Origin of the sequence: Mycolicibacter acidiphilus (assembly GCF_018455725.1) — a bacterium.
GTDB classification, from domain to species: domain Bacteria; phylum Actinomycetota; class Actinomycetes; order Mycobacteriales; family Mycobacteriaceae; genus Mycobacterium; species Mycobacterium acidiphilum.
The window spans coordinates 1-17,963 of record NZ_JAHCLR010000070.1; the positions used below are offsets into that span (position 1 = coordinate 1).

At 66.7% G+C, this 17,963-nt stretch carries 14 protein-coding genes and 1 pseudogene; 14 read left to right on the forward strand and 1 reads right to left on the reverse strand.

The window, feature by feature from the left end; genetic code table 11:
* The 14 genes from KIH27_RS20565 to eccA all read left to right on the forward strand — a co-directional run.
* On the forward strand, window positions 1-459 hold a 459-nt coding region (locus KIH27_RS20565; protein WP_504739470.1), incomplete at its 5' end, for a VldE C-terminal domain-containing protein.
* Window positions 460-510: 51 nt separating this feature from the next.
* Entirely contained in the window at window positions 511-2,004 is a 1,494-nt protein-coding gene (gene eccB / locus KIH27_RS20570) for a type VII secretion protein EccB (RefSeq protein WP_214094830.1), read from the forward strand.
* Window positions 2,001-3,143 carry a cell division protein FtsK gene (locus KIH27_RS20575; RefSeq protein WP_214094831.1) on the forward strand — a complete coding sequence of 381 codons (1,143 nt, stop codon included), beginning with the start codon at window positions 2,001-2,003 and terminating at the stop codon, window positions 3,141-3,143. The genes eccB and KIH27_RS20575 overlap by 4 nt, the downstream gene beginning before the upstream one ends.
* Complete coding sequence (eccCb, locus tag KIH27_RS20580; protein WP_214094832.1) at window positions 3,143-6,136, forward strand: type VII secretion protein EccCb; 2,994 nt, start codon at window positions 3,143-3,145, stop codon at window positions 6,134-6,136. The genes KIH27_RS20575 and eccCb overlap by 1 nt, the downstream gene beginning before the upstream one ends.
* Window positions 6,137-6,260: 124 nt before the next feature.
* The gene (locus KIH27_RS20585) at window positions 6,261-6,587 is read left to right on the forward strand and encodes a hypothetical protein (protein ID WP_214094833.1); all 327 of its coding nucleotides are present in this window, start codon (window positions 6,261-6,263) and stop codon (window positions 6,585-6,587) included.
* Between the two features lie 51 nt (window positions 6,588-6,638).
* On the forward strand, window positions 6,639-7,874 hold the full coding sequence (locus KIH27_RS20590) for a PPE domain-containing protein (protein ID WP_214094834.1): 1,236 nt from the start codon (window positions 6,639-6,641) through the stop codon (window positions 7,872-7,874).
* Between the two features lie 58 nt (window positions 7,875-7,932).
* On the forward strand, window positions 7,933-8,256 hold the full coding sequence (locus KIH27_RS20595) for a WXG100 family type VII secretion target (protein ID WP_214094835.1): 324 nt from the start codon (window positions 7,933-7,935) through the stop codon (window positions 8,254-8,256).
* A gap of 42 nt (window positions 8,257-8,298) precedes the next feature.
* The gene (locus tag KIH27_RS20600) at window positions 8,299-8,586 is read left to right on the forward strand and encodes a hypothetical protein (RefSeq protein ID WP_214094836.1); all 288 of its coding nucleotides are present in this window, start codon (window positions 8,299-8,301) and stop codon (window positions 8,584-8,586) included.
* Window positions 8,587-8,692: 106 nt separating this feature from the next.
* Window positions 8,693-9,565: an ESX secretion-associated protein EspG gene (locus KIH27_RS20605; RefSeq protein WP_214094837.1), complete on the forward strand. Its 873-nt coding sequence runs from the start codon at window positions 8,693-8,695 to the stop codon at window positions 9,563-9,565.
* A 137-nt stretch (window positions 9,566-9,702) separates the two neighbouring features.
* Window positions 9,703-11,370 carry a nucleotide-binding protein gene (locus KIH27_RS23215; protein WP_307856963.1) on the forward strand — a complete coding sequence of 556 codons (1,668 nt, stop codon included), beginning with the start codon at window positions 9,703-9,705 and terminating at the stop codon, window positions 11,368-11,370.
* Window positions 11,367-12,902 (forward strand): type VII secretion integral membrane protein EccD, encoded by a 1,536-nt coding sequence (gene eccD, locus KIH27_RS20615; RefSeq protein ID WP_307856964.1) that lies wholly within the window; start codon window positions 11,367-11,369, stop codon window positions 12,900-12,902. Before KIH27_RS23215 ends, eccD begins: the two co-directional genes overlap by 4 nt.
* A 10-nt stretch (window positions 12,903-12,912) precedes the next feature.
* The gene (gene mycP / locus KIH27_RS20620; protein WP_284144790.1) at window positions 12,913-14,316 is read left to right on the forward strand and encodes a type VII secretion-associated serine protease mycosin; all 1,404 of its coding nucleotides are present in this window, start codon (window positions 12,913-12,915) and stop codon (window positions 14,314-14,316) included.
* Entirely contained in the window at window positions 14,313-16,010 is a 1,698-nt protein-coding gene (gene eccE / locus KIH27_RS20625) for a type VII secretion protein EccE (protein WP_214094839.1), read from the forward strand. Before mycP ends, eccE begins: the two co-directional genes overlap by 4 nt.
* A gap of 2 nt (window positions 16,011-16,012) precedes the next feature.
* Window positions 16,013-17,800, forward strand: a complete 1,788-nt coding sequence (gene eccA / locus KIH27_RS20630) for a type VII secretion AAA-ATPase EccA (protein WP_214094840.1) — start codon at window positions 16,013-16,015, stop codon at window positions 17,798-17,800.
* Window positions 17,801-17,818: 18 nt separating this feature from the next.
* Here eccA and KIH27_RS23355 read toward each other — a convergent pair.
* Window positions 17,819-17,929, reverse strand: a pseudogene (locus KIH27_RS23355) (type ISP restriction/modification enzyme); the annotation flags it as partial.
* Window positions 17,930-17,963 lie beyond the last annotated feature (34 nt).

Consider the following 17,963-nt stretch of genomic DNA (forward strand, 5'->3'; position numbering starts at 1 on the left):
TTGTCGGGACTGGGCCAACCCGGCGGCGGCGGGGGTAGGTCGTCGGGGCAGCTGGTCGACAGTAAGAGTGTGCGGGCTGGGGATGAGTCGCAGCCGGGCCGGGCCGATGAGCATGGTTTGCAGAAGTTCACCAAGAAGATCAACCGGGCGATCAGTGCGGCTTTTCCTGAGATCACCGATATCGGTGGGGTACGCAAGGATGCGTTGAAATGGCATCCGCAGGGGTTGGCCTTGGATGTGATGATCCCGAATTGGAACACCCCGTCCGGCAAGGCACTCGGTGATCGAGTGGTGTCGTTTTTGATTGCGAACCGGGAGCGTCTTGGGGTGTCGCACATGATCTGGCGGCAGCACATGATCCAGCCGGACGGTGGCTCATCGCTGATGGAGAACCGGGGCGATTATGTCCAGAATCATTTCAATCATGTGCACGTCGCCTCCATTGGTGGCGGCTTCTAAGGTGAGCGAGGCGGACACGATGGTGGCGCGAATGCAAAGGTGGGTGGCGTTATGCCGTTGAATTACACCTCGTTGGAGCAGGTGAGTGGGTGGCGGTTTCTGCGTCACCGCCTCTCGGTTGCCGTCGCCCGGCACTCGGTGCGCCTGGTGCACGACCCGTCCCGCAATGCCACGGCATCGTTGTTGGTGGGGGCGGTGATTTCAACCCTGGTGGTCGGGGTGTGCTTCGTGATCGCTTTCTTCGACAAGAAGGGGCAGGTTGGGCAGGCGGCGATTGTGGCTGATCGTGCCAGCGGGGCACTGTATGTCGATGTCGCTGGGGTGATGCACCCGGCGTTGAACCTGGCGTCGGCGCGGTTGATCACCGGGCGGGCCGACAAGCCGAAGATGGTGACCAAAGCGCAGATCGACAAGCTGCCGATCGGCCCGATGGTCGGTATCGCCGGGGCGCCGAATGATTTGGCGGTGCATAATCCGGGGCGGGCGCAGTGGGCGTTGTGCGACCACTTGGGTGCGGTGGGGTCCAAGGTGGTGCCGAAGGTGACGGTGTTGGCCGGTGCCACGGACCTGGGGGACTGGGCTCACACCGTCGATGCGCCGCAGGCGGCGTTGATGAGCTACGGCGGGTCGGTGTATCTGGTTCGTGGTGGCAAGCGTTCGCAGATCGACTTGGCTGATCGTGCGGTGACGTTGGCGTTGGGGTTGCGTGCTGGTGGTATGCCGGCGGCGGCACCGATGTCGCGGGCGTTGTTCGAGGCGTTGATGCCGACGGCACCGTTGCGGGTGCCCGACATTCCTGAGGCGGGTGGGCCGGTGGGGTATGCGTCGGTGATGGTGCCGGTGGTGTCGGGTTCGGTGCTGCGGTCCACTGATGCTGCCGGGCAGCAGAGCTTTTTCGTGGCGTTGCCAGCCGGCGTGCAGCCGATCCCGGCGACGGTGGCGGTGATGTTGTCCACGGCTGATGTTTCGGGTAAACGGGAAGTGCTGCAAGTCGATTCGACGTTGGTGGCGTCGTTGCCGCAGGCGGTGGGCTTCGACGTGAGTGTCTACCCGACCAGTGAATTGACGTTGATCGACAAGGCGATCGAACCGGTGACCTGTGTGGCGTGGAGCAAGGGTTTCGGGGAGCCGCAGGCGACGATCGCCGCCATTTCGGGGCGGCGTCTGCCGGTCGGGTTGGATCAGGAACGCAGGGTGATGACCTTGGTGTCGGGGGCGGCCCACGGTGCCGCCGATGCGGTCTACCTGGGTTCGGGTGCACCGAATTTCATACAGGTGACCGGCTTCGAACCGGATTCGGGTCGCAGTGAGAGTTTGTGGTGGGTCGGCGATTCTGGGGTGCGGTTCGGCATCGAGACGTTCGGGGAAGATGATCGCACCACCCGCAAATCCCTGGGGCTCGATGATGTTTCGCCGTCACCGGCTCCGTGGTCGGTGGTGCGCTGGCTGCCGGCGGGGCCGAGCTTGTCGCACGCGGCGGCGATGACCCAGTACGACACGGTGTTCTCCGATGCACCGTCGACACCATTGGTGGGGCCGTCATGACCAAGCAGGGGTTCATTCAGCGATCGGCTACTGGCCCGACGGTGCCGGAGTCGGTGATCGACATGCCCAATCCGGGCGAGTTGGTCCGTGCACCGCAATCTCGGCCGCCGATGTGGGTGTGGATGCTGATTTTCGCGGTCGCGGCGGTCAGCCTGATGGTCATTTTGTTCCGCAGTGGTGCCCGGCAGATGGGCACCGGGTCACTGTTCATCATGCCGGTGATGGTGATGTCGATGCTGATGATGGCCCGCAACCGCGGCGGCGGGGATAAGAACCGGCCGCCGGTGGTGCGCCAGACTCGGGCGGACTACCTGCGCAAGCTCGACGAGCTGCGCGATGAGGTTCATGCCAGCGCCCGGGCTCAGGCCACCGAGGTCTCCTACCATCACCCGAATCCCGCCGATGGGGCACTGATGTCGCTGGTCAATACCGCACGCATGTGGGAGCGGTCTCCGCGGGACCGCAATTTCGGGCATGTGCGCATCGGGGTGGGCCTGTCACGGTTGCGGGCACGGCTGCAACCGCCCCAGCAGGTGCCGCCACCGGAGGCCCGGGAGACGGTGACCACCGTTGCTGCCCGTGATTTCCTGTTGGCGCAGAACGTTGTTCACGACATTCCGCGGCCGTTGCATCTGTTCGACCAGATGGGGTGGGCGCTGTTCGCTGAACCGAACCAACGTGAGCTGGTGCAGGGCATTTTGCGGGCGTTGATCTGCCAGCTGTGTGTGTTTCACAGCCCGGAGTCGGTGCGGGTAGCGATCGTCTCCGATGACACCGCGGCCTGGGAGTGGGCGAAGTGGTTGCCGCATGTGGCCGACCGGGAGTTGGTCGACGCCTCCGGTCCGGTACGGCTGATCTTTTCCGAGGTTGCCGATCTGATGACCCGCATGGGGGAGGGGTTGTCGCGGCGGGCGCCGTGGGCGCCGCGCATGGAGGGCACGGAGATGCCCGAGACCTGGTTGGTGGTGGTGGTCGATCTGCCCGGTGGCACGGCGGCACCGATTCTGGGGGTGGGTGGGCATTCGGGGGTGTCGGTGCTGGAGGCGACCGGCGATGAGCACAGTGCGCTGGCGACGCCGGCCACAGCGTTCGTCGTTGACGAGATGGGCAATCTACTGCGGGCAAGTGAGGTGCGGTGATGGTTGAGGTGGCTGCGTCGGTGGCGAAGGGGTTGGGTTTCGCTGCGACCCCGGACGTGATGTCGCTAGCTGAGGCGGAGGTGCTGGCGCGGGCGCTGGCGCGTTTTGAGGTCTCCGATGATGCGGCACTGCTGTTGGCGAATCGGGCCGCTGATGCGCGGGCGGGTCAGGACTTCCTGGACACCTTCGACATTGAGGATGCCCGCACGTGGCATCCGGAGCTGTTGTGGTCGAAGATGACCTCGACGTCGCCGGAGCGGTTGCGGATCCCGTTGGGCAAGAATCCGCACACCGGCAAGCTGGTGTGGTTGGACCTCAAGGAGTTCGCCGATCACAACGGGCAGGGTCCGCACGGCATGATGACCGGCTACACGGGGTCGGGGAAGTCCGAGACGCTGACCACGTTCGTGTTGGGGTTGGCGATGTTGCATTCGCCGGCGCAGGTGCAGCTGCTGCTGGGTGACTTCAAGGGGGAGTCGGCGATGCGGGTGTTGGCGCCGCTGCCGCATGTGCAGGGGTTGGTGTCGAACCTGGAGGCCTCGGTGCACATGCTGGACCGCTTGGAAGAGGCGGTGCAAGGTGAGGTGCTGCGCCGTGAGGAGCTGGTGAAGGCGGCCGGCTACGGCAGTGTGCGCGACTATGAGCGGGCGCGGGCCACGACGCAGCCGGGTCTGGAACCGATCGGCGCCCTGGTGGTGGTGCTCGATGAGTTCTCGGAGCTGCTGCGGATGCGACCTTCCACCGCGGAGGTGTTCGACACGGTCGGACGGGTGGGTCGGGCGTTGTGGATTCACATTCTCAACGCCAGCCAGCGTGTGGAGATCGGCAAGATGCAGGGGTTGATCGCCCAACAGACCTATTCGATTGGGCTCAAGGTCAAAGACAACGGGGCGTCGCGGGCGGCGATCGGTACCAACCGGGCCTATGAGGACCTCAAGGGTGCACCGGCCGGGTCAGGGTTTCTGGTCGTCGACGACGACCATTACCGGTTCCGGTCGTTTTACGTCTCGGCGCCGTTCATCGCCCCGGTGGCCGGTGGTGCGCAGCGCCGCGAGACCGAGGGGCAGATCATCGACGCGCACCGGTTCACCGCGGCGGTGCACCCGCTGCCGTTGGACATTGCGGTCAAAGAGGATGAGGCGCCGGTGGCCGCCCAACCGGTCGATGACGTCACGGTGGACTCGAAGAAGGTGGTCGAGGTGCTGGTGGACCGCATGGTCGGTGTGGCAGATCAGTATCCGCTGCCGCACCGGCTGTGGTTGCCGCCATTGGAAGAGATCGACCAGATCGGGGTCGATGAGATGGCGGAGGAGTTCTGGGGGCGTGACTGGCGTGAGGTGACCGACAATTCGGGGTTGGTGGTGCCGATCGGTCGCATCGACGAGCCGTTCAAGCACACCCAGGCGTTGACCACTGTCGACTTGTCCGGTGCCGGCGGCAATGTGGCGGTGATGGGGGCGACACAGTCGGGCAAGTCGACCGTGTTGCGGACGCTGATGATGATGCTCGCGGTGTCGCACAGCCCAGCCCGCGTGCAGTTTTACGCAGTCGACCTCGGTGGCGGCAAGCTGTCCAGTGTTGAGGGCCTGCCCCATGTGTGTGGGATCGCCCGCCAGGGTGATGAGGAGAAGATTCGGCGGATCTTCGCCGAGGTGGAGCGATTGTTGAAGTTCCGCACCAAGCAGTGGGGTCTGGCCGGTATCGACTTGACGGAGTTTCGGGCCCGCAAGTTCCGCGGCAAGGCTGGGGAGGTGCCCGACGATGGACACGGTGACGTGTTTTTCCTGATCGACAACTACCGGGTCATCGCTGATGATCTGGAGCTCAGCGACCGGGTCAACACCTTGGTGACGACGGCGCTGAACTACGGAATCCACCTGGTCATCACGCACGATTCCTGGTACTCGATCAAAGAGCAGGTGCTCAACAAGTTGGGCACCAAGATCGAGTTGCGCATGGCCAAGGGTGCGGACTCAACGATGAAGGACAAAGAGGCCGCCGAGGCGATCCCCCGCGAGCAGCCTGGGCGCGCGTTGGCGTTGGGCGGCAAGCACATGCTGCTGGGGGCACCGGTCGCCGACGGGCGGCGGATGGCCGGCGGCGATGAGGCGCACGGCGAATCCGAGCAGGATGCGGTGGCGGCCACCGCGGCACAGATTGCGCAGCTGTGGCAGGCCAAGGGCGTCGCCCCGGCGCCGCGTCTGCCGGTGCTGCCCGGTGAAGTCCACTTCGACGACCTGGAGCCGGCACCGACGGGCACGATCGCGTTTGGTGTTGGGGAAGCAGAGATGTCAACGGTCGGCATGAATCTGGTTGAGGGACCGCACTTGTACATTGTCGGGTCCAACCATTCGGGTCGCAGCACGGTGTTGCGCACAGCCTTGGCGGCGATCGCGCAGACCTTCACCCCCGACCAGGCCCGGGTGGTGTTGATGGACCCCGGCTTTGAGCTGTCGGAGGCCATTGATCCGGCGTATCGGGCCGCGTATGCGGGCAGCCCTGCTGAGGTGGGCGAGTTGGCGACCAATCTGGCCGCCCGTCTGGCCCAGCGGCGCCCGCCGGCAGATCTGCCCGCTGAGGCGTTGGCGAGGTGGCGGTTCCCGGGTGAGCGGGTGTTCTTGGTGATCGACGACATGAACCTGCTCACCGCGACGGGCATGGGTGGCAGTGCGCAGAGTGTGCTGACCCCGCTGGTGTCGGTGGTCGAGCGGGGCCGCCAGATCGGGTTGCACGTGATCGCGGCGACCAGTGTGCACAACTGGGCGACCAACGGGACCATGAACAAGCTGATCCAGGCGATGGGCACGGCCGGATCCGGGGTGCTGATCCTGGATGGGCCGCCAGAGAAGATCGTCGACGGGATCAAGGCGGCACCACGGGCACCTGGGCGCGGTGAGCTGGTGTACCGGCGCGCGGGACGGCAGTTGATGCAGGTGGCGTTGCCTCCGGGGTATGACCCGGCTGCCGCTGATCGGGCGCAGGTGTCGTGGTGATCTTGACCCGCTACTTAGGAAAAGCGTTATTGTTGCGACAGTATCGGACCGCACCCATTGCGCCGTACTGCGTCATAGTGTATGAACTACTCAACGGATAACACACCTGAAGTGGAGGCTGACAATGGCATCGCTGATCAACATGTTCCCCGAGGGGGTTGCCGGGGTGGCTGGCGTGAGTGGGGCGCTGGCCGCCGAGACGATGGGCCACACCGGGCAGGCCGCAGCCGCCGGTGCGGTGGTGCCACCCGGCCTGGACCCGGACATTTCACCGGTCAACTCGACGAAGATCACCGCCTACACCGCTCAGGTCGCGGCGATGCTGGCCGCGTCGGGAGCGCTGCAGCAGATGTACGCCGCCTCCAACGGCACTGCGGCTGCAAGCTACAGCTTCACCGAGGCGCTCAACGCGATCGGTGTCAACGCGATCGCCGCGGTATCGGGCCTGTAGCCGACCTCAGCGGGGCATGAGAAACCAGCAACGACGGCAGGGGACGACGACGTGGTAGCGCAGGGCGAGCCGCCGGAGATTACTTCGACGGAGTTTTGGAACGGCCCCTCGGCTGCGTCGTTCGTCGCCTCCGCGGCACAACTTGAGGCCTTGGCGGCGGCGGTGATCACGATGCTCGGCGGCCAGGCTGCGGTGCAGGCCGCACTGGCGGTGACCTGGCCGGCACCCACCGGGGCGATGTCGATGCTGTCGAACGTGCCCAACATGCTGTGGCTAGCCACGGTTGCAGTGCTGCTACAGGAAGCCGCGTTGGGGATCGCGGGCACCGCGGAGCACTTCGAGCTGATGCGGATGGCCACCACCACCCCCGAGCAGGTCTTCGAGAATCAGATAGAGCACGCGGCATTGCAGGCCAGCAACATCCTGGGCCAGAACACCCCGCGCATCGGTGCCAACCGTGCCGAGTACGGGACCATGTGGGTGACCGGGGTGTCGAACAAGAACTCCTATCAGTTGGCGTCGCTGGCCGGGGTGCAGGCAATCCCACCGATCCCGCCGCCGCCGCCGCAGGCGGTGCCGGCGGCGGGGTTGGCGGGTGCGGCCAGTGCTGGGCCGGAGTCGTCACCGATGGACATGTTGCAGAGCATCGCGCCGACGATGATGCAGCCCTTGCAGCAGGCCGGGCAGATGCTCAGCGGCGGCGGGCCGATGCAATCGTTGATGCAGCTGCCCCAGCAGGCGATGGGGATGATGTCGAAGCTGGGCAGTTTCAACTCCGCGGGCGGTGGTCTTGGCGGCGGGGACTGGGTGACCGCTGTCCCCGCAGCGGGCGGACCGGTGACGGCCAGCTTGGCCAGCGCCGGCGGCGGCGCCGGTGGCTTCGGTGGCGGCGGCGGGATCGGTGGGATGGGCAGTGCCGCGGCACTGCGCACACCGATGTCATGGTCGTCAGGGACGGTCAACGCCAATTCAGTGGGGTCCGGTGGCGCTGCCGGGGAGTCGGGGCCGGTGTCGCGTTTCGCTGAGGCGCGGGCGGTGACCAGCGGGTCGGCGGCCACCACGGGCATGGGCGGTTCGGGGGCCATGATGGGACCGATGGCCGCCGGAGCTGGTGCGGCCAACGGTGAGCGCCGCGAGTCCAGCGATGACAAGGGTTCGGTGGGCGCGGCGACGCTGACGGCGACCGCCGGGCCGTTTCGCTCACCTGATTCGTTGCCGACGATCACCGGCGCCGGTGGCGTGTTCTACGACAGTGGTGGTGCACCGGCCAGGGAGGGTGCCCACTGACGAAACCGGCACGGATAGCGATGCAGAGCAAACCCCTAACAGGTAAAGGAGCATAACAATGGCAATCAAGGCAGATTTCGATGCGCTGTTGCAGAACGCGCACGGGCTCGGTGACATCGCCGACCAGGTGCATCAGGTTGCGTCGTCGCTGGCGCATGTGATCGAGGGTCACGGTGCGGCGATGCGTGGCCCGACCGGCACTGCGTGGCAGCACGTCGGTGCGGAGATTCAGCAGGCCAGTGAGCGGCTGCATCACAAGTTCGCCGACAACGAGCAGAACGTGCGCAATGCGCACGCGATGTACAACAGTCAGGAGGACTCCGGGGTCTCCGACGTTCACAGCATCACCGCTGCCGGCGGGCTCGACAGCATTTCGATCTAGCGTGCCGCGCACTGGAACCGACAATTCAACGAAGGAGTTCTCATGAGTGAGATGTTCTGGCAGATTCCCGAGGTTGCCGCCCTCAACCAGCAGATTCACGCCGCTGCTGCGGCGGTGGACTCCGGTCACCAGCAGTCCCTGGCACTGGCACAGCAGAGCGCTGAGCACTGGGGTGGTTCGGGCTCCGAGGAGTTCCAGCAGGTGATCTCGACGATCAACCACCACTACGGGACGCTGGGGGAGACCATCAAGCGTGCGGCGGTGACGCTGGACAGTGCCTCCGATGGCACGCAGCACAACGACGCCGCGGTGGCGTCGCAGTTCCTGTAGGGGCGTACTGCGCCTAGCGGCCCGGGCCGGGCGATCGTCGGGCATCCGACGGTCGGTTCGGCCCGGGCCGTGAGCATATGTCGACTGAGAGCGAAGGCGGGACAGCATGGTTCGCACACCGGGGTTTCTCGGTAATTCGGCGGCGCCGGCCTATGCCGGTCCACAGCCGGCGTCGGCGGTGACGACGACCTGTGAGGGTGCGTGGCTGCTACAGGCGTTGTGCGGGGTGGAGCAGTTCCCGCCGTTGATGATGATGCGGCCGTTTATTGCCGAGGCCGATCCGCCGACGGGGCATCCCGGGCTGGCGGTGTTGAAGCAGGCCGGTGTGCTCGACGCGGAGGAAGCGGTGCATCCTCAGGTGCGGACCTGGGTGGAGGCGTTGGGCAGCCCGGATGTGGCGTTGTGCGGCGATGTGGCCCGCGGTGCGTCGCGGTTGTTGTTCACGATCGCCAAGCGTGGCCCGGTGACGGTGGCGATGACTCGCCATGAGGATGACGTGGTCATTGAGAACATCGGGGCGGTCGGTTCGATGCGGGAGTTGGCGGCGCGGATACTGCCGGTGGCCGGCCCGCCGGTTGCTGCTGCCCAGTTCAAACCGGTGATGGTGCCGACCGCGGATTTCATGGATGGCTGCGCCCAGATCGTCGGCGGTGAGCACAGCGCGGCGGTGGTGTTGAGCCGGCTGGGTTTGGATGCCGATCAGCGGCGGGTTGTCACTGCTGCGGCGGACCGGCCACTGATGACGATGTCGTTGTTGGTGATGCGGGCCGGTCGGGCGAAGCAGGATATCGGTATCGCGTCGGTGGCGGTGATTGATACCGATGCGGGCCGGGTGGTATCTGGTCCTGTGCGCAGTGACAACGGTGCGTGGTGGACGATGATGGCGCCGGGCACGGTGGAGGCGGCGGGCCGGGCACTAGAGGCGCTGTTGGGCACGGTGGGCGTCGCGTCGTGGAGCGAGTACCGTCGCGCTGATTGACCGGACAGCCCAGTTCAGCGCAGGCCTAACGCACGTCATGTATCAAACTGTGTTGGACTGCGCTGGAATGTGTTAAAGTGCGTGACATGGCTTGGCCGATTGAGCGGATAACACAGTCTACGGGAGAGTTGACGGACGTGAACCAAGGACAGGGCTTCAACGACCCGAGCAACACCGGGCCGTTGCCGAGTCTGGGCGGCACGACAGCCGACGGGCACCGTTGGCCACCCACGGGCGATCCGCACAACGGGGGGGATGAGGCTGCCGGGGGCCACTACAGCCCCCCGGCCGCGTGGTCCACCCCCGCAGCCGCAGACGCGGTGGCACCCGAGCAGTACGGCCCGCCGGAGCAGTACGGCCCGCCGGAGCCTGCGCAGCCGGTGAACCACCCGAGCCACCAGGAACCCACCGGCCGGCACGGTGCACCGGCACCGTTCGCCGACCACGGCGCGTGGACCTCCTACCCCTATCAGCCGGCCGATGCTGCGATGGCACCGCCGGCACCTCACAACGGGGTGCCCCCCACTGCGGCCAGCAGGGCCGTGGTGCCCCCGGGGCCTGCCAGTTTCGGGTGGACACCACCTGTACAGGGTGGCGACATCGACCCGTCGAATGCCACCCGGACGGGGCGTGTGCTGTGGCCGGCGGCACCGCAGGAGCACATCGCCGTGCCTGGACCTGTCGAGGCGCCGTCGCATCCGCTGCCGGGGCACCCGCAGTTCGCCCCGCCGCCGATGCCGGGGCTGCATCTGCCGCCGGGGGTGGTCATGCCCGGTGGTGCGCCCACGGGTGCGCCGGGCGGGCGCGAGGAGATCCGGCCCGGTGTGGAATCGGTGGGGCCGGTGCACGCCCGGGTGCGTTCGGCGAATCTGGTGCCGGTCCACAAACCGCTGCCGGAGCGGGGTTGGCGCAAGGGGCTGCGTACCGTCACCCGGATCAACTTGGGTCCGGGGCCTGCTGAGCGGGCCTGGATCGACCTGATGCGGCGGCTCAAGGCGAACTTGCGCGGCAAGTACCTGGTGGCGGTCATGCAGCAAAAGGGTGGCGTGTCAAAGACGACCACGACCGTCGGTTTGGGGGCGGCACTGGCCCGCTACCGCGACGACAAGGTCGTCGCCATCGACGGCAACCCGGCGGGTGGGAACCTGGCGCATCGCATCGACGAGCCCGGAACCGGGACGTGGCGCACCCTCAACGCTGATGACAACCTGCACGATTACACCGATTTTCGTCACTACCTGGGCAAGGACTCCTCGTCGGGCCTGGAGGTGCTCGCCGGTGACCCCGGTGATGACATGCTCAGCGGCGCTGCGGTTCTGCATTCGTGGGGCAAACTGTCGCGGCAGTTCCCGATCGGGTTGGTCGACTGTGGCAACCAGATGCGCGATGAGCTTGCCGGGGCGGTGCTTTCGGTTGCTGATGCGGTCGTGGTGGTCTCAACAACCCGCTACGACGGGGCGATCGGCGCGCAGGAAACTCTGAACTGGCTTGTCGAGCACGGCTATCCGCACCTGGTGCGCTCGGCGGTGTTAGTCATCAGCAACGCCAACCGGGTGCGGGCCTCTGCGGCGGTCCGCAACCTGCGTGAGGATTTCGAGCGGGTGGTGCGGGTCATCCACGACATTCCCTACGACCCGCATCTGAGTGTGGCCGGGCCGGTCGACTTCAACCGGTTGGCCACCGAGACTCAGCGGGCCTACATCGAGGCTGCGGCCTCGATTGTCGACGGTTTCCCGGCCGCGGCCGACAAGACACCGGGGGCGTGGCCGGAGGCATCTGGTGACACCGGGCGGTTCTTGCGGTGACCACGGTGCATCAGCATCACGGCCAACGGGCCGGTGTCGATGCCGGCGACCGGGTGCATATCGCTGAACAGGTGCGGGTTGCGGTGCTCTTCGATGGTCGCCAGACCGATGTGACGTTGCCGGCCAGTGTTGCGGTGGTGTCGGTGGTCGACACGTTGCTGCGGGTGCTCGACATCGCCGATGACGAGGGGGTTGTGCGTGGCGCTCGCCGCCCGGATGCCGATGGGATGGTCACCGCCGGGGTGTTGACCTTGACCCGGATCGACGGCCGGCCACTGGATCGGTCGCGCAATTTGGTGCAGCAGAACGTCGTTGATGGTGACCTGCTGATTTTGAAGGTGGTGGACACCGAGGTCGAGTTCACACCGATCGTGGAGGCTCCGTCGTCGGCGGTGGCGGTGCTCAGTGCCGCCGCTGCCCGCACCGTCGATGAGAACACGGCCCGGGTGGTGGCCGCGGCTGCGGCGGTGGCCAGCGCGCTGGTGGCTACGGCGGTGCTGGCCGGGGCGTGGTGGCGCAGTTTCACTGCCGGGCAGGACTGGAACGTGTGGCCGGCTGTTTTGACCGGGGTTCTTGCGGTGGGGTTGCTCGGCGGCGGGGTGCTGGTGCGCTGGTTGCGTCGCGACGACATGGTCGCCACGACGTTGTGGGTGACCGCTTTGGTGGTGGCACCGGTTTCGGCACTGATGGTTGCACCGGGTCGGCCGTCGGTGTGGCATGTGATGGCGGCGGCGGTGGTGGCCGCTGGCTTGTCGGGGCTGCTGTGGCGGGTGTCGTCGGTGGCGCGGGCGGTGGTGGTGTGGGTGTGCATCACCGGTGCGGCGACGTGGCTGATGGCGTTGGTGCACTCGTTGGGGGTGACCCTGTTCTACCTGTGGGTTGTGGCGTTGGCGTTGGCGTTGGTGGTGCTGGTGAACGCTTCGACGATCGCGGCGATGATGGCGGCGATTCCGGTGCCGCCGTTTCCGACGGTGACCGGCAAGGACACCTTCGACGACGCCGATCACATCGCCGCCGATGCCCTGGTTGCCGCCGAGCATTCCGGCACCCCGAGTGTGGCACGGTTGGCGCAGGGCGCAGCTATGGCCAACACCTACCTGACGGCGGTGGTGGCGGCGACGGTCGTGTTTTTCGTCGGTGGGGCGATCGGCGCGGGGATTCCCGGGGATGGGCGTTGGAAGCTCGCGACGATCTTCGTGGTGATTGTGGCGATCGTGCTGGTGTTGCGTGGGCGGGCGTTTGCCGCCCGCGGCCAGGCGGTGACCGTGGTGGTGACCGGGTTGGTGATGCTGGTGATCGTCGCGGTGAAATACACGGTGTTCTGGGCGCAGCCGGTGGTGGCCTATGTGGTTGCGGGACTGGTGGTCGGGCTGGGTTTGTTGGCGTTGATGGTGGTGGCGGTGGTGCCGGCGCGGGTGATCTCCCCGGTGTTCCGCAAAGCCGTCGAGTGGGCCGAGTATGTGCTGATCACCTCGGTGTTGCCGATCACGCTGTGGCTGTGCAACGTCTACTACCTGGCACGGAACCACTGAGATGGCCCGGATGCGCACGGCGGTGAGCATGGCCGCTGCCCTGTTCCTGGTGGTGTCGGTGCCGTTGGGGTTGGCCCCGGCCTGGGCGATCGAACCACCGGTCATCGACCCCGCCGCGGTGCCTGCTGATGGCAGTCCCGGCCCGGAGGAGGAGATGAAGGAGTCCCTGGGGTGCGCTCAGCCCGGGGTGCTGCCCGACACCGACGTGACCGCTGTGCCGGGTCCGCAGAAGTTCATGCGGTTGCCTGAGTTGTGGCAGTCAGCCGGTCGTGGCGCCGGGGTGACCGTCGCGGTCATCGACACCGGGGTCTCGCCATCACCACGGTTTCCGCACCTGCGCGGCGGCGGGGATTATGTGATGAGCGGCGATGGCCTGCAGGACTGCGATTCGCACGGCACGGTGGTCGCGGCGATCATCGGTGCGGCGGGCAGTGAGGGCGACGGGCTGGTCGGGGTTGCCCCAGACGCCGACTTGGTGTCGATTCGGCAGACGTCGGCAGCGTTCAGCCGTGCCCATCCGGGGATGGACAACTCTGCTGAGAACCGGCGGGCGGGCACGGTGACCACACTGGCGCGGGCGATTGTGCACGCGGTCAACGCGGGTGCGCGGGTGGTCAACATGTCGGTGGTGGCGTGCGTTCCGGTGCTCAAGCCGGTCGATCAGACCACCTTGGGGGCTGCGATCCGCTACGCGGCAATCGAAAAGGATGCGGTGTTGATCGCCGCGGCCGGCAACGCCTCCTCGGACGCCTACACCTCGGAGTGCGCCCAGAATCCCGACATCGACGCAACCAACACTGCCGATCCGCGCAACTGGGGTCGTGTCATCACGATCAGCACGCCGTCGTGGTACTCCGATTATGTGCTGTCGGTGGGGGCTACCGATGCTGCTGGGCAGGTTGCCGTCGATGCACACGGCAATCAGATCGGGCTATCGGGGCCATGGGTGGGGGTGGGGGCACCAGGGGTGTTCGTGACCGGGGTCAACGACAAGGGCGACCCGATCAACGCCACCTTCAATGCCCGCGCGGCGGTCTTTGAGCCGATGGGCGGGACCAGCTTCTCAGCGGCCTATGTGTCCGGGCTGGCAGCCCTGGTGCGGGCTAAATACCCCAGCTTGTCGGCGTTGCAGATCATCAACCGGATCAAGCAGACCGCGCACGCCCCGGCCGCGGTGATCGACAACCGGATCGGTCACGGCGTGCTCGACCCCTTGGCTGCACTCAACGATGATGTGCCACCGATTCCGCTGCCCCGGGAGAACCTCTCTAGCCCCCTGGGTCCGCCACCGCCACCGCCGCCGGTTGACCCGCGGCCCCGAAACGTGGCAGTGATCAGTGCGGTGGCGTTGGCGTCGGTGATGGGTGCGGTGGTGGCATTGACGGCGCTTGCTGGAAGGCAGAGGAAGCAATGAGCAACCCTGTCGGTGCGGGGAATCTGGTCGATGAGCGACCCGCCGCGGTGGTGCGGCACCCCGACCGCCCACCGAGTGACCGCACCCCCGAAGGGCAGTCCATCGCCCGCTGGGGGGTGCGGTACCGGTTGCGGCCGGTCGTTGTCGCCGAGGCAGTGGCCGCGACGGTGGGGTTGGTGATCGTGGCGTTCGCCGGGCCAGGTCCGGTGCGGTGGCCGGTGGTGGCGTCGGCGGCCGCCGGGGCGGCGGTGGTGGTGCTCGTCTGGTATCGCCAGGCCACCATGGGCGGATGGCTGCTGCGGTGGGCACGGCTACGTCGCGGCCGCCACGACACTGTTGCGCAACGTCGGGCGGCGGTGGCCGAGCCGGTCGCCGCCGAGCTGCTCGGCGCTGATGCGATCGGGGTGCGCCAGGACGGCAAGTTCTTGGTGACGATGATCGCCCTGCACGGGCACGGGTTCGCCCCGGTGGAGCTCGTCGCGGCGGGCCTTGCCAGCCGCGACACGGTTCCCCTGGGTGCCCCGGCGGGCCTGCTGCACCAGTTCGCAGGCCTGGACCTCGATTGCGTCGATGTGGTGTCGGTCAACGAGCGGGTCGCCTCCGACGGGGACTACACCGCCCGCTACGACGAGATTATCGGCGACCGGGCCGCGGTGGGACAGCGCCGCACATGGCTGGTGGTGCGGTTGTGCCCGCAGGCGTGCCTGCCGGGCATCGTCTACCGTGGCGACGCTCACGCTGCTGCGGCCGCGGCGACCGAACGCATCCGGCAGGCGGTTGTCGCCGCAGGCTGCCGCGCCACCGCGTGCACGGTCGAGCAGATGTCGCAGGCGACCACCATCTTGGCCGGTGGGGCTGATCTGTCCCGACTCAGGGAACGCTGGGACGACATCGAAGACGGTGCCGACTACCTCACGTCGTACCGCATCGCCGGGGTCGATCTGAATACCCGGTTGCTTGATGAGGTGTGCACGGTGCGCTCGACCCGCACGGTGCAGCTGCTGCGCATCACCCCGAGCGAACAGGGACCCCAGGTGGGCGCCCTGGTGCGGTTCCGTACATCACAGCCGCTGCGCTACCCGCCGTTGGCGGTGCTGCACCCCTTGCGCGGCCGCCAGTTCGACGCGCTGGCTGCGGCGCTGCCGTGGGGGGATCGATCCGGGGTGGTGGAGCTGTCCAAGCGCCCGTTGTCGACGGCGGAGTTGCAAATACCGGTCGGAGCGGCCGGGCCGCTGCTGGGGATGAGTGCAGGTGGCTGTCCGTATCTGATGCCGTTAGCCGATCCGCTGCGCAGTGTGCGGGTGCGACTCAACACCGGCCTGGACGTGGCGATCCCCTTGCTGTTGCGGGCTGCTGCCACCGGGTCGGTGATCATTGTGCACACCGACCGGCCGCAGATGTGGGAGCCGATCTGCGACGGGGTGCGCATCGGTTTGGCCGGCGGTTCCCCACTGCGCCATGAGCCGTCGATGATGGTCGTTGACGGGGCAGGGCACAGCGTGGAGGCCGGTGAGCGCGGCCATACGACGGTCCTGATCGGCGAGGAGCGGGTCGGGACCTGTGACATCACGATCACCCAGGTCGGCCGCGATGAATTGTCGGTCGCCGTCGAGGGCCGCGATGCGGTGCGCCTGCAGGTGATGCGCCCACGGAACGAGGCTCAGTTCGTTTCCCATCTGCGACAAGGGGTTTAGCGTTGACGTCCACTGAACGTGCTTTGCCGGCACTGCAAGCCGCGATCAAGGCGATGCCCGGTGCCCCGCAACGCGCAGCGCAGGTGTTCGAGTTGGCGACCACCGACGACCCGGGCATGGCTGATGCCTGGTTGGGGCGAGTCGCCACCGGTGACAAGTCCTTGGCGACTTTGCAGCAGGTTGCGGAGCTGGCCGACCGGATCGGCACGCATCTGCGAATGCTGGGGTTGAGCCCCCTGGATTTGGGTGCGGCGTTCCACACCGACTACGTGCGGCTGCCGATCGCGGATGCGACGTCAGCCCGGTTGTGTTACGCGGCGGCGCTGATTACCCAGGGCCGCTACGCCGACGCGAGCGTTCAACTCGACGCAGCAGACGGTTCGCCGGCGGCGGCGTATGTGCGGGCGGTGCTGTACCGGTACGCGGAGCGGTGGCCGGATGTGCTGACGGCGTTGGCTGGGTGCGCCAACTGGCTTGATGCGACGTTGCGGCGGGCCGGGTGTCTGCTGGAGGGGTTGGCGGCAGCCAATTTGGGGTTGTTCGACCGTGCTGTGCAGGCCCTAGCGGTCGCTGAGATTGCCGGTGCCGCCGATGACATCACTCGCGATGCGTTGCTGTGCCGAGCATTGTTGGCGCGGCACCGCGGTGAGACTGATGAGGCGCAGACCCTGCTGACCGATATGCGGGTGCGCTGGCCTTCGTTTGAGCCCGCCCAAAGTGCGTTGGCTGATCCCAGCTATGGGCTGTCAGTCACCGATCAGGCGACGATCGACAGTCGCACCGACCGGTGGGACGCTACGACGGCGATGACCGCAGCACAGCGGGCCGCCCAGGAGTCCGCCGGTGAAGCCAAAGCGCAACTGGTGGAAGCCGAACAGCAGCTCAACAACATGATTGGGCTTGGTGAGGTGAAAAAGCGGATCGCCACGTTGCGGGCCGACTCGATCGCACGGAGCATCCGTCAGCGCCGTGGGTTGCCGACGGCGGCGGTGTCGCGGCATCTGCTGATGATCGGCCCCCCCGGTGTCGGCAAGACTGAGTCGGCGCGCGTGGTGGCCAAGATGTTCTGCGGCCTGGGGGTGTTGAGTCGCCCGACCGTGTATGAGACGAAGAAAGCATCACTGGTGGGTAGGCACCTCGGTGATACCGAGAACAACACGATGGAGCTGCTGCAGAAGGCTTTAGGCGCCACGGTGTTCATCGACGAGTTCGGTGACCTGGTCGGGCGTGGCTATTCCGGCGGCGACGCTTACGGGGAGGCGATTATCGCCACGTTAGTGCCGTGGATGGAAAATGAGCGCGGCAACACCGTCATCATCGGGGCCGGGTACCCGCGGGCCAGTCAACGAGTCCTGGCGGCCAATGATGGTTTGCAGAGCAGATTCTCAACGATCATCGAATACCACTCGTACAATCCCGACGAGCTGATCGCCATCGCTGAGGGCATCGCCGGTCAGTTCGGTGACACCTTGGAACCCGGTGCGGCAGACCGGGTCCTACGGGAGCCGTTCAGCAACTACTACAACAGTCAACGCACCAACGAAGACGGTGACGTGATCCGCCAGATCGACCTACTCGGCAACGGCCGGTTCGTCCGAACCGTCATCGAGCGTGCCCAGGAGGCCCGCAACGAGCACCTGGTGGACCGCTACGGTCTCGGGCAGATCGACTGGACTGACGAGACCGCGGGCGGCGACATCGCTGACGACGTGCTGGTGCAGCTCAGTGCTGCGGACCTACACGCCGGGTACCTGGCAGCATTACCACCGGAGCTGCGCGAAACCCGTTGACACCACTGGACGGGCCGGTCAGCTCAACGAGTCGACGAGCTTCATCGTCTCCGCCGCGACCGTGGTCACTCGCTTGATCAAGTCGACGATGTAGGTGGGGTCGTCTTGCTCGTCGCACCAGTCGTTGGGGTGCTGGTAAGGATCGTGTCACCGGGTACAAACC

Coding starts and splice junctions, on each gene's coding strand:
- eccB (WP_214094830.1), top strand. CDS start 511: ATGCCGTTGAATTACACCTCGTTGGAGCAGGTGAGTGGGTGGCGGTTT.
- KIH27_RS20575 (WP_214094831.1), top strand. CDS start 2,001: ATGACCAAGCAGGGGTTCATTCAGCGATCGGCTACTGGCCCGACGGTG.
- eccCb (WP_214094832.1), top strand. CDS start 3,143: ATGGTTGAGGTGGCTGCGTCGGTGGCGAAGGGGTTGGGTTTCGCTGCG.
- KIH27_RS20585 (WP_214094833.1), top strand. CDS start 6,261: ATGGCATCGCTGATCAACATGTTCCCCGAGGGGGTTGCCGGGGTGGCT.
- KIH27_RS20595 (WP_214094835.1), top strand. CDS start 7,933: ATGGCAATCAAGGCAGATTTCGATGCGCTGTTGCAGAACGCGCACGGG.
- KIH27_RS20600 (WP_214094836.1), top strand. CDS start 8,299: ATGAGTGAGATGTTCTGGCAGATTCCCGAGGTTGCCGCCCTCAACCAG.
- KIH27_RS20605 (WP_214094837.1), top strand. CDS start 8,693: ATGGTTCGCACACCGGGGTTTCTCGGTAATTCGGCGGCGCCGGCCTAT.
- mycP (WP_284144790.1), top strand. CDS start 12,913: ATGCGCACGGCGGTGAGCATGGCCGCTGCCCTGTTCCTGGTGGTGTCG.
- eccE (WP_214094839.1), top strand. CDS start 14,313: ATGAGCAACCCTGTCGGTGCGGGGAATCTGGTCGATGAGCGACCCGCC.